The sequence below is a fragment of the uncultured Pluralibacter sp. genome, from assembly GCF_913775985.1.
Lineage (GTDB): Bacteria > Pseudomonadota > Gammaproteobacteria > Enterobacterales > Enterobacteriaceae > Pluralibacter.
In genome coordinates this window covers 205895-226524 of sequence record NZ_CAJYMB010000096.1, presented here as the reverse complement: position 1 = coordinate 226524, position 20630 = coordinate 205895, and the positions used below count along the sequence as shown (strand labels likewise).

The 20630-nt window shown below is 60.4% G+C and carries 16 protein-coding genes and 2 pseudogenes; 12 read left to right on the top strand and 6 right to left on the bottom strand.

Annotated features, from left to right (window positions below; genetic code table 11):
- Positions 1–107: 107 nt before the first annotated feature.
- Positions 108–1043 (top strand): LysR family transcriptional regulator, encoded by a 936-nt coding sequence (locus QZ766_RS11865; protein WP_297202121.1) that lies wholly within the window; start codon positions 108–110, stop codon positions 1041–1043.
- Here QZ766_RS11865 and QZ766_RS11860 read toward each other — a convergent pair.
- The 4 genes from QZ766_RS11860 to QZ766_RS11845 all read right to left on the bottom strand — a co-directional run bounded on the left by QZ766_RS11860 (position 1030) and on the right by QZ766_RS11845 (position 5333).
- Positions 1030–1722 carry an aspartate/glutamate racemase gene (locus tag QZ766_RS11860; protein WP_297202118.1) on the bottom strand — a complete coding sequence of 231 codons (693 nt, stop codon included), beginning with the start codon at positions 1720–1722 and terminating at the stop codon, positions 1030–1032. The genes QZ766_RS11865 and QZ766_RS11860 overlap by 14 nt on opposite strands.
- Before the next feature lie 124 nt (positions 1723–1846).
- The gene (gene kduD, locus QZ766_RS11855; RefSeq protein ID WP_297202115.1) at positions 1847–2608 is read right to left on the bottom strand and encodes a 2-dehydro-3-deoxy-D-gluconate 5-dehydrogenase KduD; all 762 of its coding nucleotides are present in this window, start codon (positions 2606–2608) and stop codon (positions 1847–1849) included.
- Positions 2609–2663: 55 nt separating this feature from the next.
- The gene (gene kduI / locus QZ766_RS11850) at positions 2664–3500 is read right to left on the bottom strand and encodes a 5-dehydro-4-deoxy-D-glucuronate isomerase (RefSeq protein ID WP_297202112.1); all 837 of its coding nucleotides are present in this window, start codon (positions 3498–3500) and stop codon (positions 2664–2666) included.
- Between the two features lie 312 nt (positions 3501–3812).
- Complete coding sequence (locus QZ766_RS11845) at positions 3813–5333, bottom strand: aldehyde dehydrogenase family protein (protein ID WP_297202109.1); 1521 nt, start codon at positions 5331–5333, stop codon at positions 3813–3815.
- 262 nt (positions 5334–5595) lie between these two features.
- Here QZ766_RS11845 and QZ766_RS11840 point away from each other — a divergent pair, with 262 nt between their 5' ends.
- Positions 5596–7371, top strand: a complete 1776-nt coding sequence (locus QZ766_RS11840; protein ID WP_297202106.1) for a sigma-54-dependent Fis family transcriptional regulator — start codon at positions 5596–5598, stop codon at positions 7369–7371.
- Between the two features lie 3 nt (positions 7372–7374).
- Here QZ766_RS11840 and QZ766_RS11835 read toward each other — a convergent pair whose 3' ends face one another.
- Entirely contained in the window at positions 7375–8553 is a 1179-nt protein-coding gene (locus QZ766_RS11835; RefSeq protein WP_297202103.1) for an acetyl-CoA C-acetyltransferase, read from the bottom strand.
- Between the two features lie 219 nt (positions 8554–8772).
- Here QZ766_RS11835 and QZ766_RS11830 point away from each other — a divergent pair, with 219 nt between their 5' ends.
- Together QZ766_RS11830 and QZ766_RS11825 are read left to right on the top strand one after the other, a co-directional pair.
- Positions 8773–10002 (top strand): amino acid permease, encoded by a 1230-nt coding sequence (locus QZ766_RS11830; protein WP_297202100.1) that lies wholly within the window; start codon positions 8773–8775, stop codon positions 10000–10002.
- Positions 10003–10117: 115 nt separating this feature from the next.
- On the top strand, positions 10118–10996 hold the full coding sequence (locus QZ766_RS11825; protein ID WP_297202097.1) for an aldo/keto reductase family oxidoreductase: 879 nt from the start codon (positions 10118–10120) through the stop codon (positions 10994–10996).
- 130 nt (positions 10997–11126) lie between these two features.
- On the opposite strand, the gene QZ766_RS11820 is transcribed toward QZ766_RS11825, so the two are convergent.
- Positions 11127–11474, bottom strand: coding sequence for a contact-dependent growth inhibition system immunity protein (locus QZ766_RS11820; RefSeq protein WP_297202095.1), 348 nt, complete (start codon positions 11472–11474; stop codon positions 11127–11129).
- Positions 11475–12181: 707 nt separating this feature from the next.
- Here QZ766_RS11820 and QZ766_RS11815 point away from each other — a divergent pair.
- The 8 genes and pseudogenes from QZ766_RS11815 to QZ766_RS11780 all read left to right on the top strand — a co-directional run bounded on the left by QZ766_RS11815 (position 12182) and on the right by QZ766_RS11780 (position 20622).
- Positions 12182–12619 (top strand): DUF1795 domain-containing protein, encoded by a 438-nt coding sequence (locus QZ766_RS11815; protein WP_297202093.1) that lies wholly within the window; start codon positions 12182–12184, stop codon positions 12617–12619.
- Positions 12620–12637: 18 nt separating this feature from the next.
- A complete protein-coding gene (locus tag QZ766_RS11810) occupies positions 12638–16891 on the top strand; it encodes an RHS repeat-associated core domain-containing protein (RefSeq protein WP_297202091.1) in 4254 nt (1417 codons plus the stop codon).
- The gene (locus QZ766_RS11805) at positions 16891–17238 is read left to right on the top strand and encodes a hypothetical protein (protein ID WP_297202088.1); all 348 of its coding nucleotides are present in this window, start codon (positions 16891–16893) and stop codon (positions 17236–17238) included. Before QZ766_RS11810 ends, QZ766_RS11805 begins: the two co-directional genes overlap by 1 nt.
- A 245-nt stretch (positions 17239–17483) precedes the next feature.
- Positions 17484–17561 (top strand): annotated as a pseudogene (locus tag QZ766_RS11800) (sugar-binding protein); the annotation flags it as partial.
- Between the two features lie 326 nt (positions 17562–17887).
- Positions 17888–18229 (top strand): hypothetical protein, encoded by a 342-nt coding sequence (locus tag QZ766_RS11795; protein WP_297202086.1) that lies wholly within the window; start codon positions 17888–17890, stop codon positions 18227–18229.
- 109 nt (positions 18230–18338) lie between these two features.
- Positions 18339–18554, top strand: a pseudogene (locus QZ766_RS11790) (HNH endonuclease); the annotation flags it as partial.
- Positions 18555–18830: 276 nt separating this feature from the next.
- On the top strand, positions 18831–19376 hold the full coding sequence (locus QZ766_RS11785; RefSeq protein ID WP_297202083.1) for a peroxiredoxin: 546 nt from the start codon (positions 18831–18833) through the stop codon (positions 19374–19376).
- Positions 19377–19389: 13 nt separating this feature from the next.
- A complete protein-coding gene (locus QZ766_RS11780; RefSeq protein WP_297202080.1) occupies positions 19390–20622 on the top strand; it encodes a thioredoxin family protein in 1233 nt (410 codons plus the stop codon).
- Positions 20623–20630: the final 8 nt, after the last annotated feature.

The window sequence follows — 20630 nt, the reverse complement described above, 5'->3', positions numbered from 1 at the left end:
CGCAGTAATAAAAAATATCGTTTTTTGGCGACTTCATGCAAAACTGATATACCTGAAACTCACCGGCGAGCCCTGCGCTCGCCAGCCTGAAACAGCAAGGAGCTGCCATGCCCGCAGTAAATCTACGCCAGATTGAAATTTTCCACGCGGTAATGACCGCCGGCAACGCCACCGGGGCGGCGGCGATGCTGCACACGTCCCAGCCCACGGTAAGCCGCGAGCTGGCGCGCCTGGAAAAAGTGCTGGGCCTGACGCTGTTCGAGCGCGTGCGCGGGCGTCTGCAGCCCACGGTGCAGGGACTCAGGTTGTTCGAAGAGGTGCAGCGCTCCTGGTACGGGCTGGAGCGCATCGTTAACGTCGCGGAAAGCCTGCGCGAGTTCCGCCAGGGCGAGATCTCCATCGTCTGCCTGCCGGTATTCTCCCAGTCGCTCCTGCCGGCGCTGCTGTCGCCGTTTCTGGCCCGCTATCCCGAGGTCAGCCTGCAGATTGTGCCCCAGGAGTCGCCGCTGCTGGAGGAGTGGCTCTCCGCCCAGCGCCACGATCTGGGCCTGACGGAGACGCAGCACGCACCGCCGGGCACCCGCAGCACGCCGCTGCTGACCTTAAACGAAGTGTGCGTCCTGCCCCAGGCGCACCCGCTGGCGCAAAAAGCGCAGCTGACGCCGCAGGATTTCGAGGGCGAAAACTACATCAGCCTGTCCCGGGCGGACAGCTACCGGCAGCTGCTGGACGGGCTGTTCGCCGAGCGCGGGGTGAAGCGCAGAATGGCCGTGGAGACCCACAGCGCGGCGTCGGTGTGCGCGATGGTGCGCGCCGGAATGGGGATCTCAGTGGTCAACCCGCTCACGGCGCTGGACTACGCCGACAGCGGCGTTGCTATCCGCCGCTTCAGCGTGGAAGTCCCTTTTACCGTTAGCCTCGTGCGGCCTCTGCACCGCCCCGCCTCCGCGCTGGTGGACGCTCTGGTGGCCGATGTGCAAAGCCACCTGCACGCCATCACCGAGCCGCTGGAGGCGCGGCTCGACGCGGTCAGGAAAGCATAAACTCCACCGCGTCCGACGCGTGCAGCGCCGCGGTGTCGAACACCGGCAGCGGGCTGCGCTCGGCGGGGACCAGCAGGCCAATTTCGGTGCAGCCGAAAATTACCCCCTCGGCGCCCTGCGCCGCCAGGCGGGCAATCACCTCAAGATAGTAGTCGCGGGAAGCATCGCTGAAGGTGCCGAGGCACAGCTCGTCGAAGATAATCTGATTGATGCGGGCGCGGTCGTCGGCTTCGGGGACCAGGCTACTGATGCCAAACGCCTGCTCCAGCCGCCCGCGGTAGAAATCCTGCTCCATGGTGTAACGGGTGCCCAGCAGCGCCACGTTGCGCAGCCCCTGCTTTGCAATTGCCCGCCCGGTGGCGTCGGCAATATGCAGAAACGGCACGCCGCAGCGGGCTTCGATGGGCGCCGCCACTTTATGCATGGTATTGGTACACAGCACTATCCCCTCGGCGCCAATACTCTCCAGCGCGGCGGCGGCGTCGGCGAGGATCTCCCCCGCTTTATCCCACTCTCCCGACGACTGGCAGGCCTCTATCTCCTGAAAATCAACGCTGTGCATCAGGATTTTCGCCGAGTGCAGACCGCCGAGGCGCTGCTTGATGCCTTCGTTGATCAGCCGGTAGTAGGGAATGGTGGACTCCCAGCTCATACCGCCCAGTAAGCCAATGGTTTTCACGTTTGTTGCTCCTGTTAGTGTTTTTCCTTAGTGAATCCATAGTGAAACAGGCGCGCGGGGATTTGGCTATTTTTTTACGACAAAAGGTGAAGCGCCGCCCGAAACCGGGCGGCGAAGAGAGGAATTAGCGGGCCAGCCAGCCGCCGTCCACCGCCACGGTGTAGCCGTTAATGTAGTCAGAGGCGCCGGACGCGAGGAACACAATCGGCCCCTTCAGATCGTCAGGCAGGCCCCAGCGGCCGGCGGGAATGCGGTCGAGGATTTCGGCGCTGCGCTGCTCGTCGGCGCGCAGCTGCTGGGTATTGTTGGTGGCCATGTAGCCCGGCGCGATAGCATTAACATTAATACCGTGCTTCGCCCACTCGTTAGCCAGCAGGCGGGTTACGCCCATCACGCCGCTTTTCGACGCGGTGTAGGACGGCACGCGGATCCCGCCCTGGAACGACAGCATCGAGGCGATATTGATAATTTTGCCGCCGCTGCCCTGCTTAATAAACTGCTTCGCCACCGCCTGAGACATGAAGAACACGGTTTTGATGTTGACGTTCATCACGTCGTCCCAGTCCTGCTCGCTAAACTCGATCGCGTCCTGGCGGCGAATGATCCCGGCGTTATTCACCAGAATGTCGAGGTGGCCAAACTCCGCCACTGCGCGCTCCAGCAGCTGCGGGATCGCATCAATCTTGCTCAGATCGGCGTTGAGGCTGAGGAAGCGGCGGCCCAGCGCTTCAACTTTAGCGATAGTTTCTGCCGGTTCAACGCGGTTGATGCCAACAATATCGCAGCCCGCTTCCGCAAGGCCCAGCGCCATACCCTGTCCGAGGCCGGTGTCGCAGCCGGTTACGACGGCAACTTTACCTGCCAGAGAAAATGTATCGAGGATCATAGTCATTCCTTATTCAGTAAGCGCCCGCGCCAGGCAGGCAAAAAAGTGTTGCCTGCTAGCGCAGATCGTTAACTGCCACGTGGTCCATATCGTCAAAAACCTGGTTCTCGCCGACCATTCCCCAGATGAAGGTATAGGCTTTGGTGCCCACCCCGGAGTGAATTGACCAGCTTGGCGAGATGACCGCCTGCTCGTTGTGCATCACGATATGGCGCGTCTCCTGCGGCTGGCCCATCATGTGAAAGACGCAGGCGTCGTCGTCCATATTGAAATAGAAGTAGACCTCCATGCGCCGCTCGTGGGTATGGCAGGGCATGGTATTCCACAGATTGCCCGGCGCCAGCTCGGTGAGGCCCATGCTGAGCTGGCAGGTGTCGAGCACGTCGGGCACAAAATATTTATTGATGGTGCGGCGGTTGCTGGTGAGATTGTCTCCCAGCGTCACCGGCGCAACGTCAGCCGGGGTGACCTTTTTGGTGGGAAACGCCGCGTGGGCCGGGGCGCTGTTGTAGTAAAACTTAGCCGGACGGGCGGCATCGTCGCTGGCAAACACCACCTCTTTTGCGCCTTTCCCCACGTACAGCGCGTCGCGGTGGCCGATGTCGTAGCGCTCGCCGTCCACCGTTATCGAGCCCGGCCCGCCAATGTTGATTGCGCCCAGCTCGCGGCGCTCGAGGAAATAGCTGACCCCGAGCTGCTTGCCTACCTCGCCGCCGACGGAAACGGTCTGCGCCACCGGCATAATGCCGCCGACGATAATGCGGTCGATGTGGCTGTACACCATGGTGTAGGCGTCGGCCTCAAAGATTTTTTCGACCAGGAACTCGTCGCGTAGTCCCTGGGTGTCCAGCGTTTTCGCGTGGGCGCTGTGAATGCTTTGTCTGACCTCCAAGGTCACCTCCGGGCAGTAGTCAAAGATGTTGGCTGTACAATCAGGACATATACCCTGGGTAATTCGAGTGGTTTGAAGTACGCCGGGTATAAATGAAAAGCCGTTTTGTTTTTGTAATGGCTATATTATGCCCGCCTCTGTCCGGTTTCAATTAAAATCAAAACAACGTTTCATTTTTTTGACATTGGTCGCCGATAAATACCGACGGTATTGCACCGACGCGGCAGAAAAGAGAAGGGGCAGTGGCAGAGGGGCGCTTCGCAGGGAGAAAAGACGAGGCCGACCGGAGGCGGCCTCGTTGAGGCTGGGAGGTTAGAACAGCCCCAGCGGATCGGTACCGTAGCTCACCAGCAGGTTTTTGGTGTTCTGATAGGCGTCCAGCGCCATCTTGTGCGTCTCGCGACCCACCCCCGACTGCTTGTAGCCGCCAAACGCCGCGTGGGCGGGATAAACGTGGTAGCAGTTGGTCCACACCCGGCCCGCCTTAATACCGCGCCCCATCCGGTAGGCAAGATTGGTATCCCGCGTCCAGACCCCCGCCCCCAGCCCGAACTGGGTCTGGTTGGCGATAGCCAGCGCCTCGGCCTCGTCTTTGAAGGTCGTGACGCCGATCACCGGGCCAAAAATCTCCTCCTGGAAGCAGCGCATCTCGTTGCTGCCTTTAATCAACGTCGGCTGGATGTAGAAGCCGTTATCCAGCTCCCGGGCGATGGAGGCGCGCTCGCCGCCGGTGAGGATCTGCCCGCCCTCTTCCCGTGCAATCTGGATATAGGAGAGGATTTTATCGAACTGCTGCCGCGACGCCTGGGCGCCGATCATGGTGTCGGTATCAAAGGGATCGCCGCGGCGGATGGCGCTGACTTTGGCCATCACCCGCTCCATAAACGGCGCGTAGATAGATTCGTGGATCAGCGCCCGCGACGGGCAGGTGCAAACCTCGCCCTGGTTAAAGAAGCCCAGCACCAGCCCCTCAACCGCCTTATCAATAAACGACGCCTCGCCGTCCATCACGTCGGCAAAGTAGATGTTCGGCGACTTGCCGCCCAGCTCAACGGTGCAGGGGATGATGTTCTGCGCCGCGCAGGCCATGATGTGCCGCCCCACCGGGGTTGATCCGGTGAAGGCAATTTTGGCGATGCGCCGGCTGGTGGCGAGCGCCTCCCCGGCCTCTTTACCAAAGCCCTGCACCACGTTCAGTACCCCGGCGGGGAACAGATCGCCGATAAGCTCCAGCAGGACGGTAATGCTGAGCGGCGTCTGCTCGGCGGGCTTGAGCACCACGCAGTTGCCCGCCGCCAGCGCCGGAGCCAGCTTCCACGCGGCCATCAGCAGCGGGAAGTTCCAGGGGATTATCTGCCCCACCACCCCCAGTGGCTCGTGAAAGTGGTAGGCCACGGTATGCTCGTCGATTTCGGCGGTGCTGCCCTCCTGGGCGCGCAGGCAGCCGGCGAAATAGCGGAAGTGATCCACCGCCAGAGGCAGATCGGCGTTGAGGGTTTCGCGCACCGGCTTGCCGTTGTCCCAGCTCTCCACCAGCGCCAGCATTTCCAGATTGGCTTCAATGCGGTCGGCGACCTGCAGCAGCAGGTTCGAGCGCTGCTGCACCGGCGTTTTCCCCCACGCCTCCGCCGCGCGGTGGGCGGCATCCAGCGCCAGCTCGATATCTTCCGCACCGGAGCGCGGGAACTGTCCAACATCGCTGCCGTCGATGGGCGAGGTGTCCATAAAGTAGCTGCCGCCGACCGGCTCGATAAACCGGCCGTCGATATAGTTGCCGTAGGTTGCCTTCAGGCTGAACAGGGCGCCGGGCTCGCCGGGATGTGCGTAACGCATCGCAAACTCCTTCTGTAGGGTGAAGAGAAACAGCGGCAGGCTCTTTTTTGGCATTCGCGCGCTGTAGTGTGAGCACTGCATCTGCTGTGCCAGCTTGCGGAGTTTCCAGATAAAAATAAAAATATCAGACAGTTAAAAAATATCTCTGCAATAAACTGGCGGCATCTGGAGCGTTTTATCGCCTTCTGTGTTGCGTGTCGCAACACTAAAAACACCATAACGCTACAATATTGCAACACACACGACGCGCCCGAGGTGAGCAATGCAGGAGAACGAATCGGCTATCCCGCAGGGGATCTGCAGCATCCCGCTGCTGAGCGACTCCTGGCACCGCAGCCTGCGCTACGGGCTGGCGCGCAGCGCCGACGATTTTCCGCGCCTGCCCCAGGGCGAGCTGGCGGATCGTATTGCCGGCCACGCCAGGCTGGAGCACGTTGCCCGCCCCATCGCCAGCGGGCTGGCGCAGCAGATGGCAGACAAGCAGGCGGTAGTGGTGCTGTCGGACGCCAGCGGCTGGATCCTGCACACCTTCGGCAACCTCAGCGCCCTGCACGGCGCCCAGCGGGCGGCGCTGGCACCCGGCAACCTGTGGAGCGAAGACGGGCGCGGCACCAACGCCATCGGCACCGCGCTGGCGATTGCCGACGGCTGCGAAATCAGCGGCGGCCAGCATTTTCTCGCCGGTAACCGGCACCTGTACTGTGCCGCCGCGCCGCTGCTGGCCCCGGACGGGCGCATCGCCGGGGTGCTGGACATCTCCGGCCCGGCGCACTTCAGCCACCGCACAACCCTGGCGCAGGTGCAGGCGGCGGCGCGGCACATTGAATATCTGTGGGTCACCCAGGCCCGGCTCCCGCAGCAGTGGCTGATGCGCCTGCATGCCCGGCCCGACGGGCTCGATAGCGCCGACGCCGGGCTGCTGGTGTTCTCCGAGGATCGGCTGGCGGCGGCCAACGGTCAGGGGCTGCGGATGCTGGCTCTGGACGGCAGCCAGATCGGCAGCGCCACCTTCGGCCAGCTCTTTCCGGAGCTGGCCCAGAGCGCGTCCCGGGTACCGCTGGCGCGGCGCAGCGGCGGCTGGTATCGCCTCGACGGTCCGGCGCAGCGCTCACCCGCCGCGGCACCGGCGGCGCGCGGGCCTATTTTTCCTTTCGCCACCTCCGGCGAGGGCGACAAGCTGGTGCGCCTGCTCAACGCCGGCGTCTCCCTGTGCATTCACGGCGAAACCGGATGCGGGAAAGAGTTTGTCAGCCAGGCGCTGCACCGGCACAGCCGGTGGCATGAGGGCAAGTTCGTCGCCATTAACTGCGCCGCGATCCCTGAATCGCTGATCGAGTCCGAGCTGTTCGGCTACCGGCCCGGGGCCTTTACCGGTGCCAGCAAAAGCGGCTACGTGGGCAAAATTCGCGAGGCGGACGGCGGCGTGCTGTTTCTCGATGAAATTGGCGATATGCCGCTGGCGCTGCAGACCCGGCTGCTGCGGGTGCTGCAGGAAAAAGAGGTAGCCCCCCTCGGGGACAGCCGCCGCTGGCCGGTGAATTTCGCGCTGGTGTGCGCCACCCACCGCAATCTGGCGCAGCGGGTGGCGGACGGCGAGTTCCGCGAGGATCTACTCTACCGCCTGCAGGAGTTCTCCCTGACGATCCCGCCCCTGCGCGGCTGGCCGGATCTGCCGGGCTTTATCCACCAGCAGTGGCGGGCGCTCGGCGGCGAAGATCGCAATATCGCCCTCGCGCCGCCGCTGGTTGACGCGCTGGCGGCGCATCCGTGGCCCGGCAACGTGCGCCAGCTGCGCAGCGTGCTGAAAGTGCTGCTGGCCCTGGCGGATGACGGCGAGATCCTGACGCCACAGGCGCTGCCCGCCGGGTATCAGCCGGTGAATGAGGAATCAGAAGAGAGGCGAAAAGATCACGACGAGCGGCTGATTGCCGCCACGCTGGCGCGCTTTAACGGCAACATCAGCAAGGCGGCGCGGGCGCTTGGGGTGGCGCGCAGCACGCTGTACCGGCGCGGGGCGCGCGCGGCAGGCGGCGAGTAGCGCTTAGCGCTCCACCGCCAGCGCAACCCCCTGACCGCCGCCGATACACAGCGTCGCCAGCCCTTTGCGGGCGTCGCGCTTAATCATTTCGTGCACCAGCGACACCAGAATGCGGCAGCCGGAAGCGCCAATCGGGTGGCCGAGGGCAATCGCCCCGCCGTTGACGTTAACCCGGCTCGGATCCCACTCCAGCTCGCGGCCCACGGAAATGGCCTGGGCGGCAAACGCCTCGTTGGCTTCAATCAGATCCACCTCGGCAAGCTGCCAGCCGACCCGCTCCAGGCAGCGCCGGGTAGCGTAAACCGGGGCGATGCCCATCAGCGCCGGATCGACCCCGACGCTGGCAAAAGCCCGGATGCGCGCCAGCACCGGCAGGCCAAGCTCTGCGGCCCGGGCCTCGCTCATCATCATCACCGCCGCCGCGCCGTCGTTAATGGACGAGGCGTTACCGGCGGTGACCGAGCCCGCCGCGTCAAAAGAGGGGATTAATCCGGCCAGCTCTTCGGCGCTGGCGTCGGCGCGCGGCTGCTCGTCGGTATCGACAATCCGGCTGACGCCGCTTTTCTGCAGGTGAACCACCGGCACTATCTCATCCCGGAAGCGGCCGGAATCAATGGCGCGCCGCGCCTTCTGCTGGGAGCTGAGCGCCCAGGCATCCTGCAGTTCACGGCTGATGCCGTACTCCCGGGCGAGGTTTTCGGCGGTAACGCCCATGTGGTAATCGTTGAAGGCATCCCACAGGCCGTCGTGTACCAGGCTGTCTATCAGCTGGCTGTTGCCGAGCTGCGCGCCGGTGCGGCTGTCGGTTAACACATGCGGGGCGCGGCTCATGTTCTCCTGGCCGCCGGCGATGACCACGTCCGCCTCGCCGCACTGAATGGCCTGGGTAGCCAGATGCAGCGCCTTGAGGCCGGAGCCGCAGACGTCGTTGATGGTGATGGCGGAAACGGTATTCGGCAGGCCGCCTTTAATTGCCGACTGGCGGGCGGGATTCTGCCCGGTGCCGGCGGTCAGCACCTGGCCGAGAATCACTTCATCCACCGCCATCGGATCCAGCCCGGTGCGCTCCACCAGCGCTTTGACCACCACGCTGCCCAGCTCCACGGCCGTGAAGGAGGAGAGCGCGCCCTGGAAGCAGCCTATGGGCGTGCGTACCGCCCCTACGATAACGACGTCTTTCATTCCCTTTCCCCCGCCTTGATGAATCCGGACATAGTAGAGGATTGTTATCAACTTTTATTTTAGATGTTTAAGAAAAGTGAGTTTTATCACAAAGGAATCGCCGCAGATTTAACATCAAAACCACCAAGTGCGGTCGCGGATGAAAACACGCCCCCCGGCAGGGCGAAATATGATAAATTCGCCCTCATTTTTTATTATCCTGGTTTAAAAGTTCAACAAATGTCGAAAATCTGGTCAAAAGACGAAACGCTGTGGAGTTTCGCACTATATGGTACTGCGGTAGGAGCCGGCACCCTGTTCCTGCCTATTCAGCTCGGATCCGCCGGATCGATGGTGCTCCTTATTACTGCCCTGGTAGCCTGGCCGATGACCTACTGGCCGCACCGCGCCCTGTGCCAGTTTATTCTCTCCGCCAACCTGCCCGCCAATGTCGGGATCACCGGTGCCGTAAAACACTACTACGGGCAGAAGGTCGGTAACCTGATCACCGCCCTGTACTTTATCGCCTTCTTTGTGGTGGTGCTGATTTACGCCGTGGCGATAACCAACTCCCTGACCGAGCAGCTGGCGAAGCACATATCGATGACCCTCGGCGTCAGAATGCTGGTGAGCCTCGGGGTAGTGCTGGTGCTGAACCTGATCTTCCTGATGGGCCGCCACGCCACCCTGAAAGTGATGGGCTTCCTGGTGTTTCCGCTGATTGCCTACTTCCTTTTCCTTTCTATTTATTTAACCGGCGACTGGCAGCCCGCGCGCTTCAGCGGCCAGCTCACCCTGAATGCCAACACTCTGCATCAGGTCTGGCTCTCTATTCCGGTGATGGTTTTTGCGTTTAGCCATACCCCGATTATCTCCACCTTCGCCATCGACCGGCGGGAGAAATTCGGCGACGGCGCGATGGATAAATGCAAAAAAATCATGCGCGTTGCCTATCTGATCATCTGCCTGAGCGTGCTGTTCTTCGTCTTCAGCTGCCTGCTGGCGATCCCGGAGAGCTACATTACCCACGCCAAAGATGAAGGGGTGACGATTCTGTCCGCGCTGGCGATGCTGCCCTCCGCGCCGCACTGGCTGGCGGTTTCCGGAATCGTCGTGGCGATTGTCGCCATGTCGAAATCGTTCCTCGGCACCTATTTCGGCGTGATTGAAGGGGCCAGCGAAATCGTGCGCGCCTCCCTCAATCAGGTGGGCGTGCGTAAAAGCCGCGCCTTTAACCGCGCGGTGTCGATCATGCTGGTGTCGACGGTGACGTTCCTGATCTGCTGCATTAATCCGAACGCTATCTCGATGATTTACGCCATCAGCGGCCCGCTGATCGCCATGATCCTGTTTATTATGCCGACTGCGGCAACGTATCTGTTCCCGGCTCTCAAGCCGTATCGCTCCATCGGCAGCCTGATTACGCTGATTATCGGTATTCTCTGCGTGTCGGTGATGTTCTTTAGCTAATCCTTCCCCGCCTGCGGCAGGCTCCCCTGCCGCACATCTTGTTGCGCTTTCTCTTCTTTATTCTTGCTCCAGCGGCGTTACACTTAGCCGACACCGCCACTATCAGGAGATTGCTATGTCCAGCGTTACACAGTCCGGCCGCTTCACTCTCGGGGATCGCGACGTTTATCGTCTCGGCTACGGCGCCATGCAGCTGGCCGGGCCTGGGGTTTTCGGGCCGCCGAAAGATGAGCAGGCCGCCGTACAGGTTTTACAGGCCGCCGTTGACGCTGGCGTCAACCACATCGACACCTCCGACTTTTACGGCCCCTACGTCACCAACCAGCTGATTAAAAAAGCGCTGCATCCCTATGCCGACGGCCTGACCATCGTCACCAAAGTCGGCGCGCGCCGGGATGATAAAGGCAGCTGGCTGCCCGCGTTCTCCCCCGCCGAGCTAACCCGCGCGGTGGAAGACAACCTGCGCCACCTCGGGCTGGAGGTGCTGGACGTGGTTAACCTGCGCAGCATGCACGGCGCGAGCGGCCCGGAGGAAGGCCCGCTGGAGCCGCAGCTCGAAGCGCTGCTCGCCCTGAAAGAGCGCGGGCTGATTCGCCATATCGGCCTGAGCAACGTCACCGCGAAGCAGGTGGCGGACGGCCTGAAGATGACCGACATCGCCTGCGTGCAGAACTTTTACAACGTGGCTAATCGCCAGGACGACGCGCTGATCGATACGCTGGCCGCGCAGGGCATTCCCTACGTGCCTTTCTTCCCGCTGGGCGGCTTTACCCCGCTGCACTCCGAGACCCTGAACGCGGTGGCCGCGTCGCTGGACGCCACGCCGATGCAGGTGGCGCTGGCCTGGCTGCTGCAGCGCTCGCCCAACCTGCTACTGATCCCCGGCACCTCGTCTCTCGGCCACCTGCGGGAAAACCTCGCCGCCGCCGCATTGACCCTGCCGGAAGCATCGCTGCGCGTGCTCAATGCGCTGACGGACAACCGGCCCGAATAAGGTTTTCCACCGCGCTTTTCGCCGGGCGGCGTTCTGCCCGTCCGGCTATTTCCTTCCGGCTGTGCCTGAATCAGAAAAAGACACATCTCAGCGGCTCCCATTTTAAAAAGGGAAGCGCATATAATTCTCTTTAATCAGCGTCGGGCGGGGGGGCGTCAGTTTTATCAGGATGTCGTAAGGCGATCTGAACCTGATCCTGGACCAGAACCAGAAAATCACGAGCAGTAATGCCCCACAGTAAGGGATCAAAATAGACGCCATACCTTTTACTGAAGGCTAAATTGAGCGCGTCCCCCAGGGCAAGAAAATCGTCAATATCGTCGAGGAGAGCCCTCTGCATTGCTTTCCCCGATTGCCGGTTGTAGGCATCAATTTTGGGCTGGAGAGCCTCACTGTCATCAATCAGATCGTAATCATGCCCGAAATAGTTACAAATCAGATTATCCAGTTCCAGCGATTGATCATGCTGCTTCATCATTATTCACTCCAGAGGCATCGACGTCAGTATAAAAAAGGCTTACCGTTGTACCCGGTAAGCGCTATCCATACCTCAACACGGTAACAGTTCCTGGCGTCTGAGCTTCCTCTTTTGACCACAATCCCTGTAGGCTGTGAAAAGTGCATAGAAATCTTTTCCGCCATGGAACACCTTTCGGCTGGAATTTAACGAACATTGCCATCTCATTTTTATGGGCTCTCAGCACTTTAGTGGTGAGGATTTCAGCCTCGTCAAGATTTCTGAATGAACGGGTTGCCGGAAGAGTGGGCCCTCGCTGTAGCCTGGCAACAGGCTATATTTTAAGACAACAGGACTACTGATATCATAACCCTTCGGTTAGTTGCTAATATTTCAAGGTTAATCCCTCATCCCTGGTCGGAGAAGCAGGTTAGCCTATCGGTAGATAACCGCCCCCTGCACATGAGCGAGCGTTACACTTATTATCCGAATTCGCGATTATCTATTTAAATTAAATAAAGGCGTTAATATCACGAGTTAATTGAACGTGTTAATACGCAGAAAAAATCCGAAAAATAAGAAATAAGAGAATATCAAAATAACTAAAAATCTTTAAAAACAATGATATACAAAGAAAAACAAAAATAAACACTTATTATTTATAAGGTGGTTATCCGGTTCACCCTGTGGCAGGATTAAGGCTTTTGACAAACAGGGAATATCGCATCATGTCTTCAGGCCACGCCCTCTGCCGATTTACCGAGGGTAATATTACCGTGCCCGGGCACTATCAGGACCGCACCGTTAATATTCTGACCCTGCCCGGTGAAAATACCCCGGCATTTAATATCTCCCGCGACAGCCTGAATAACGGTGAGGCCCTGGCGGCGTATATTGACCGCCAGCTGGCATTACTGGAAAAGCACCTCAAGGGCTGGATGCTGTCCCGGCGCGAGCCCGCCGCGCTCGGGGATAACCTGCTGCAGGGCGAGTGCGTGCACGCCCGCTTCCTGCGCGACGGTAAACCCGTTTTTCAGCAGCAGGCCGTATTTAATACCGGCGAAAACCACGTTCTGGTCTTTACCATGACCGGCAGCGCCGCGCTAACCGACGCTGACGGCCGGCGCTTTCAGGCGCTGCTCGCCAGCTTTCACTTTAACGACTGACAATTAAGGACAATTGCCATGTTTGAAGCCGCCCGCGTCGGGGACGACATCGGCCACTCCCGCGCGCTCGCCGGCATGATTGCCGGAACGATTGTGGGCGGGCTCATCGCCGTCGCGGGCGGCATTGCGGCCGGCGCGATGATGCTTGCCGGCCTGGCGTCATCCTGCCTCGGCATCGGCGTGCTGCTGGTGGGCGGCAGCCTGGCGGTAGGCTACCTCACCGGCGAGCTGGCGACCGCGGCCAGGGACGCCATTGCGGACGCGGGTGCGGCCAGCATGGCGAAGAGCGGCGCCATTATTACCGGCTCCCCCGACGTCTTTATCAACGGCAGGCCCGCCGCCATTGCCACTGGCAGCATGGTGGACTGCGCGAAGGACGCCGGCTCGCAGCAGATGGCCGAAGGGTCGTCGCGGGTGTTTATTAACGGCTTCCCGGCGGCGCGCCTCGGCGACCGGACCACCTGCGGGGGCAGGGTAATGACCGGCTCAGGCAACGTGCGCATCGGCGGTGACCCGCAGCCCACCCTGGCCGTCAGCCCTGAGGTCCCGGAATGGCTGTATAAGGCCTCCGACCTGACGCTGCTGTTTGCCGGACTGGCGGGCGGCTGGGGCGGCGCCGCCGGAAAAGCCGGCGCGCTGGGCAAACTGCTCAGCAAAATCCCCGGCATCAACAGGCTGGCCCGCACGGCCTGCCGCGCCGGGGCGCTGATGACCGGCACCGCCGCCGTGGGGATTATCGCCCGCCCGGTGGATATCGTCAGCGGCCAGAAGTTTCTGTCCGGCGATGACGAGCTGGACTTCGTCCTGCCCTCCCGCCTGCCGGTGCGCTGGCAGCGGTACTGGCGCAGCGGCAGCCCCGGCGACAGCGTGCTGGGCCGCGGCTGGAGCCTGTTCTGGGAAACCCGCCTCGAACGCTGGCAGGACGGGCTGGTGTGGCGCGCGCCCTCGGGCGACTACGTCTCCTTCCCGATGGTGCCGAAAGGGCAGCGTACCTTCTGCGCGCCGGAGAAGCGCTGGCTGGAGCACCATCAGGACGGCGGCTGGTCGGTGTATGACGTCAGCGGCGAGCGCTGGCACTATCCGCCGCTGCGCGAAGATGCGCCCTCCCTGCCGCTGCGCCTCAGCGAGCCCTGCGGCAACGATATCCTGCTGACGTGGAATGAAGACAACACGCTGCGCTCGCTCACCGACAGCGCGGGGCAAAGCGTCGCCTGTCGCTACCTGACCGTCAGCGGACAGGTGCGCCTGGCCGGGGCCTGGCTGGATGATGAGGTCTGCCTGGTCAGCTACGACTACGACGACGCGGCCCGGCTGGTGACGGTCACCGGGCGCGGCGGCCCGGTGCGCCGCCGCTTCAGCTGGTACGACGGCGGCGACGGCGCCGGCCTGCTGCGCAGCCACGAGGACGGCAGCGGCCTGGTCAGCGAATACCTGTGGAAGAGCATTGACGGCCTGCCGCGCGTCATTGCCTACCGCAGCGGCGCCGGGGAGGAACTCCGGGTCGACTACGATTTTAGCGCGGGCCGCCGCCAGGCGCGCCGCGACGACGGCGCGGTGGCGCGGTGGATTATCGACGAGGACGGCCGCGTCGCCCGCTTTACGGACTACGACGGCCGTCAGACCGGCCTGGCGTACCGCGACGGCGAGCTGTGCGACGTCATCCTCCCCGGCGGCGCCATTCGCCGAAGCCAGTGGGACCGCTACGGGCGAATGACCGCAGAGACCGACCCGGCGGGCCGCACCACCCGCTACCACTGGTTCCGCAACACCGACCGGATTGCCATGACGCAGTACCCGGACGGCAGCATCACCCGCGCCACGTATGACCTGCAGGGCCGCCTGCTGGCGGAAAGCGACGCCCTGAACCACGCCACCGCGTATCACTATCCCGACGACGAAGAAACGCTGCCCGAGCGCATTACCGACGGGAGCGGCGGCGACGTCCTGCTGGAATGGAGCCGCCAGGGGCTGCTGACGCGCCGCACCGACTGCTCCGGCTCCGTCACCCGCTTCGCGTATGACCGCTTCGGGCAGCTTATCAGCAGCGAGGACGCGGAGGGCAGCGTCACCCGCCGGGAGTGGAACGCTGCAGGCCAGCTGACCGCCGTTGTCCGCGCCGACGGCAGCCGGGAGACGCTGGTATGGAACGCGCGCGGCCAGCCCGTAGCCTGGCGCGACCCGCTGGAAACGGAAGTCACCTGGACATATAGCCGCCTGGGGCTGCCGCTGAGCCAGACAGACCGCTCCGGCGTCACCCGCCGCTGGCACTACGACGCCCGGGGCAACCTGCTGCGCCTGGAGAACGGCAACGGCGGCGAATACCTCTTCACGTACGACCCGGCGGGCAGGGTCCTCAGCGAAACCCGCCCGGATGACACCTCGCTGCAGATGGAGTGGAACCAGCAGGGGCTGCTCGGCACCCTGCTGGAGAGTGGTAAACCCGACGGCGACGGCGGCCTTCCCCGGCGCATGCAGGCCTTCCGCTATGACGACGGCGGCCTGCTCACCGGGCGCGCAACGCGGGACGCGGAGTACCGCTACCGCCGCGGCCCCGGCGGGCGGCTGACCGCGCTGGTCAGGACGCCGACGGAGGAAGGCGCCGCCAGGGGCATCGAAGCGGATGAGGTACGCTTTACCTTTGACGCGGCGGGAAGGCTGCTCGAAGAGTCCGGCGTCAACGGGACGCTCGGCCAGCAGTATGACGCCCTCGACAACCTCACGCAGCTGACCCTGCCCGGCGGGCAGCAGCTGGGCTGGCTGCACTACGGCTCGGGCCACGTCAGCGCCGTGCGCTTTAACCGGCAGACGGTCTCTGAGTTTACCCGCGACCGCCTGCACCGGGAAATCTCCCGCAGCCAGGGCCCGCGGGTCCAGACACGGCGGTACGACAGCCTCGGCAGGCGGACCCTGCAGCGCAGCGCCTTCACCAGCGAGCCTGAACTGCCGGAGCGGGCCCTGTTCGAACGCATCTTTAACTACACCGGGCGGGGCGAGCTGTCCGACGTCAGCGACACCCTGCGCGGCAGCCTCCTCTTTAGCTACGATGCCGAAGGGCGGCTCCTGAAACACTACGAGGCGCGCCAGGGCCACAGCACGGCGGCGTTCCGCTACGACAGCGCCGACAACCTGCTGGCGGACGATGGCCCGCCCGCAGCGGACAACCGCCTGACCCGCTGGCAGGGCCTGCTTATGCAGTACGACTGGTGGGGCAACCTGGTCAGCCGCCGCAGCGGCCCGCACGAGCAGCGCTACGCTTACGACGCGGAAAACCGGCTGATACGGGCAGAGGGCACCGGGCCGGAAGGCACATTCACCGCACGCTATCGCTATGACGCCCTGGGCAGGCGCACCCGTAAAACGGTGACCACCCAACGCGGCACCACCGAGACCCGCTTCCTGTGGCAGGGCTACCGGCTGCTGCAGGAGCAGGAGCATAACGGCCGGTGCCGGACATACATTTACGACCCGAACGAGGCCTACAGCCCGCTGGCGCGGATTGACCACCGGGCTGACGGCCAGCGGGGCGAGATTCTGTGGTTCAGCACCGACCTGAACGGGGCGCCGCTGGAGGCCACCGACGAAAGCGGCGCGCTGCAGTGGAGCGGCCAGTACGGCAGCTTCGGGGAAGTCACCCGCCAGACGGCGGGCTTTTACGACCTTGCCTGCGGCACCTCGCTCACCCACCAGCCGCTGCGCTATGCCGGACAGTACGCTGACAGCGAGACGGGACTGCACTATAATCTGTTCCGGTATTACGATCCGCAGGTCGGGCGGTTCACGGTTCAGGATCCGATTGGGCTGGCGGGGGGCTGGAATCTTTATCAGTATGGGCCGAATCCGCTGGGGTGGATTGATCCGCTTGGATTGGCTACACGGCCTAATAATGGGAAGTATAACTCATTCTTTGATTTTACGATTGACCCCAAAAACTACTTCTCGAGTGATGGAGTTCAATTTAATAGGGCGAATAAAATATTTATTAATGAAATGAATACAAACTCAGCTTTCAGGCGAGATATGCTACGGCGATACCCATCACTATCAAATTGGATGAAAAATCCAAATATGGGATCTAGCCCGGCGGATTTGACTTGGCATCATCATGAAATAATAGGACGATTAACGCTTGTAGATCGGCTTGATCATGCTAATAATCACGCATTATACCATCCAACAGGGAAAGGCGGACGTGATATATGGGGTGGTGGTGAGTTAGGAAGACGCGGCAAGCTAGATGGTGAAACTGGTATACTCAAAGGGGGGAAATGTTGATGAAAGAATTAATTTTTCAAAAAGAATATAAATTAAGCCAGCTAATAACAGATATTACGGTAAACGATTACCAAAGTAATAACTTCTGTTTATATACTAAGGGATATATCTCTTCCGCTACAAAGGATCTTATTGTCTACTTAGAGCATTACCCGACAATTAGTGATGATGATGAAGAAGAGTATCCTGATTTTGTTGTACAGCATAAACTAGAACTGTTTTTTTATGGTGAACAATTTGAAGATGTACTAAGAAGTGCATTGAACCAAAAGAAACAGGCTTCAATGGAAGATTTTATAGCAGGATTAAATTACTATTTGAACAATGATGCATTTATAACATTTTGAATAAAATCCGGAAGCGATCTTGATGATCCTTCCGGCTATTTTACTTAACTCAGTACATCCTGCTTAACTAGCCTGAGCACATTTTTAATCTGCACCAACTCATTCCTGATGGCTTGATCCTGCGTGCTTTCAGGAAACCCGGGTTAACGAGGTGTTAATGCTGTAAAAATCGCTCTTTAAAAATGCAGGGATAGCACGGGTTGCAGCGTGTTAAAAGGTACGATGGCGTCGGGGGCAGTCCCTACGATCCGATTGGGCGGGCGGGGGGCTGGAATCTTTATCAGTATGGGCCGAATCCGCTGGGTTGGATTGATCCGTGGGGGTTGGACAAAAAATTAACTGATGCCTCTATTTATCGCATGGGATAGGACGGATTCAAACTTAACTTCGCGACCGGACAAAGATATAACTACCGGATTATCGACAACAATAGAGAAGCCATTAACAGGTAAATATCAAACTCTCAATGTGAAAGTACTTAATGATAATGAATTAGATGTAATTCAAGATGGTATAAACCATGCATCTGTGAGACCTGCTGGTGACCCTGACAAGTCTAAGTTAAGAGTTTGGGCTAGTACTCGAGGTACAGATCAAGTATCACCGTATACGAAAGCGGTAAAAAAATCTTGTGGTAGGTGACGGAGCTATGAATAATTTTATTTTCAGTAAGTTATGCGAATTAAAGGAACGGTGGTGCGGCCACTATATTGCATCAACCTCAATTGAGGTCAAATATATCAATACCATTTCTAACCTTTATTTTAGCATATTGCTTGATGATGGCTCTGCAAATGATATTGAACATGATGAAATCGTTATTGAAATAAACTCTAAAGATGGTTTTTATTTTAATGCAGACCTTTCTGATTCATCGGGTTATATATATATAGAAAGACCTAACATTAGTAATCGGGATGAAATTATTTCTTTTTTTCAAGAAGCCGAAGAACAACTCCCTTTTATCTTTTCTAGGTTATTAAAGAAATAAAATAGACAGGCATGAATTACAATTTCATCCGGTCTATTCAAGGGTTGTGGCTAAACCTCATGGATTAGCAGGGAGAAATAGAGATGATGCAGGGTAATACACATGCCATCATCTCGATGATTTTAATCCTGAAACAGGTAAAACAACAATGCAGCTGGTTACTACTGATGAACATGTAGCGTCTCTTCCTCATAGAGGGCCAGTGTCGCAGTTTGAAAAATATTTTGGCGTAAAGTACGGCTCGCCGGAAGCTATAAGAATATCTCACAGCAAAGGATGGCTGAGAGGTCGAATTCCTAAACACGGCCAACAGGTGACAAAATGACATTAAAATTGTTAGACACGGGATGCAGGGTACGGCCATAGCCACGATGGGCTGTTGACCCCGCAGCACTCCAATACCCTGAACACAATGGCGCGACGCTTGGCGCCACGCAGATGCAGGTTTCGCCGGGCGGCGTTCTGCCCGTCCGGCAATTTCCTCCCCTGCCCCTGAATCAGAAAAATGAAGTGGCAAGAATTTTCGCAGCAGCGAAACTTTCCTTAGCACCCGAACGAACTCTCTTATGACAACCCACTCTTTTTCTACCGGAGCTTCCTGATGAAACATCGCCTCTCGCTGTTCTGCGCCGCCGCGCTGCTTACTGCCACTTTCACCGCCAATGCCGCGCTGGAAAAGGGCGCTGCCGCGCCGGACTTCACTCTGAAAGCCGCGCTGGGCGGCAAGCCGATGGATTTTTCCCTGCAGCAGGCGCTGAAAAAAGGGCCGGTTGTGCTCTACTTCTTCCCGGCGGCATTCACCAAAGGCTGCACGCTTGAGGCACACGATTTTGCGGAGGCCACCGACCAGTTCAATAAGCTGGGGGCAACCGTGGTAGGCGTGACCGCCGGCAACATCGATCAGGTAGGCAAGTTCTCGCAGGTAGAGTGCCGCAATAAGTTCGCCGTCGCCGCCGATCCGGGTGCCAAAGTGGCCGGGGAGTATCAGACTCAGATGCAGATGAACGGCAAAACCGTTTCTGACCGCACCTCGTTTGTCATCGCGCCGGACGGCAAGATTCTGATGAGCTACACCGACCGCAACCCGGACGAGCACATTCAGAAATCAATGGCCGCCGTCAAACAGTACGCCGAGTCGCACTCCTGAGGCGGATAAAACCATGCTAACCGCACTGTTCGCCGCCTTTTTGGGCGGCATTATCCTGAACGTAATGCCCTGCGTGTTTCCCATTATCTCGCTGAAGGCGCTGGGGCTTATCCGCCACGACGGCAGCGCCCCCGGCGCGCGCCGGGAAGGGCTGGCGTTTCTGCTCGGCACGCTGGTGACTATGATGGTGCTGGCCGGCGTTCTGCTGGCGGTGCGCGCCGGCGGCAGCGCGGTAGGCTGGGGCTTCCAGCTCCAGTCGCCGCTGGTGATCTCCCTGCTGGCGCTGGTGATCCTCGGCGCGGCCCTCAACCTGCTCGGCGTCTTTGAGGTAGGCCTCTCCCTGCAGCGCGCCGGTGAAATTAACGTCGGCCGCGGCGAGTTTCTGCGATCGGCCCTGACCGGGGCGCTGGCGATTATTGTCGCCACTCCCTGCTCTGCGCCGTTTATGGCCAGCGCTATTGGCTACGCGCTGGTGCAGCCGCCCGCGGCGGCGCTGGCGATCTTCTTCTTCCTGGCCCTCGGCTTTGCCGCGCCCTTTACGCTGGTATCGCTGTTCCCCGCGCTGGCCAAACGGCTGCCGCGCCCCGGCGCGTGGATGAACACCGTCAAGTGCGCGCTGGCGTTTCCGATGTTTGGCGCTTACGCCTGGCTGGTATGGGTGCTGGCGCAGCAGGCGGGCACCGCGGCGCTCGGCACGCTGCTGGCGGGGTCGGTGGCGCTGGGCTTTGCCGCCTGGCTGTACGGCATCGCCCAGCGGCGGCAGATGGCGGGGCGCGGCTACCAGCTACAGTACGCCGCCGTTGCGCTGCTGCTTATCGCCGTGCTGGCACCGCTTCCCGCCGTCATGAAGCCCGGCGGCGCGCCGGAAACGGCCCGCGCTGGTGCTGAATCTGCACCGCTGGTCTGGTCACCGCAGGCGGTGGCGGAGCACCGGGGTAAAGGACAGGCTATTTTTGTTAACTTCACCGCCTCCTGGTGTATTACCTGCCAGGTTAACGATAAAACCTCGCTCTCTACCGATGCGGTGAAAACGGCGATGGCGCGCACCGGCACGCTGTACATGGTGGCGGACTCCACCAAATTTAACGCCGATATCGACGACGCGCTCGGCCAGTTTGGCCAGGGCGGGCTGCCGCTGTACATGGTCTATCCCGCCGACGGCGGCAAGCCGCAGGTGCTGCCCCAGGTGCTGACGCCCGCTATCGTGGTTAACGCGCTGGATAAGGCCGCGGGGAAAAAGGCGTGATTCAACCT

Excerpts from the sequence above, each read along its gene's own strand:
- QZ766_RS11865 (WP_297202121.1), top strand. The coding sequence starts at position 108 with ATGCCCGCAGTAAATCTACGCCAGATTGAAATTTTCCACGCGGTAATG.
- kduD (WP_297202115.1), bottom strand. The coding sequence starts at position 2,608 with ATGATCCTCGATACATTTTCTCTGGCAGGTAAAGTTGCCGTCGTAACC.
- QZ766_RS11845 (WP_297202109.1), bottom strand. The coding sequence starts at position 5,333 with ATGCGTTACGCACATCCCGGCGAGCCCGGCGCCCTGTTCAGCCTGAAG.
- QZ766_RS11840 (WP_297202106.1), top strand. The coding sequence starts at position 5,596 with ATGCAGGAGAACGAATCGGCTATCCCGCAGGGGATCTGCAGCATCCCG.
- QZ766_RS11835 (WP_297202103.1), bottom strand. The coding sequence starts at position 8,553 with ATGAAAGACGTCGTTATCGTAGGGGCGGTACGCACGCCCATAGGCTGC.
- QZ766_RS11830 (WP_297202100.1), top strand. The coding sequence starts at position 8,773 with ATGTCGAAAATCTGGTCAAAAGACGAAACGCTGTGGAGTTTCGCACTA.
- QZ766_RS11825 (WP_297202097.1), top strand. The coding sequence starts at position 10,118 with ATGTCCAGCGTTACACAGTCCGGCCGCTTCACTCTCGGGGATCGCGAC.
- QZ766_RS11820 (WP_297202095.1), bottom strand. The coding sequence starts at position 11,474 with ATGATGAAGCAGCATGATCAATCGCTGGAACTGGATAATCTGATTTGT.
- QZ766_RS11815 (WP_297202093.1), top strand. The coding sequence starts at position 12,182 with ATGTCTTCAGGCCACGCCCTCTGCCGATTTACCGAGGGTAATATTACC.
- QZ766_RS11810 (WP_297202091.1), top strand. The coding sequence starts at position 12,638 with ATGTTTGAAGCCGCCCGCGTCGGGGACGACATCGGCCACTCCCGCGCG.
- QZ766_RS11805 (WP_297202088.1), top strand. The coding sequence starts at position 16,891 with ATGAAAGAATTAATTTTTCAAAAAGAATATAAATTAAGCCAGCTAATA.
- QZ766_RS11795 (WP_297202086.1), top strand. The coding sequence starts at position 17,888 with ATGAATAATTTTATTTTCAGTAAGTTATGCGAATTAAAGGAACGGTGG.
- QZ766_RS11785 (WP_297202083.1), top strand. The coding sequence starts at position 18,831 with ATGAAACATCGCCTCTCGCTGTTCTGCGCCGCCGCGCTGCTTACTGCC.
- QZ766_RS11780 (WP_297202080.1), top strand. The coding sequence starts at position 19,390 with ATGCTAACCGCACTGTTCGCCGCCTTTTTGGGCGGCATTATCCTGAAC.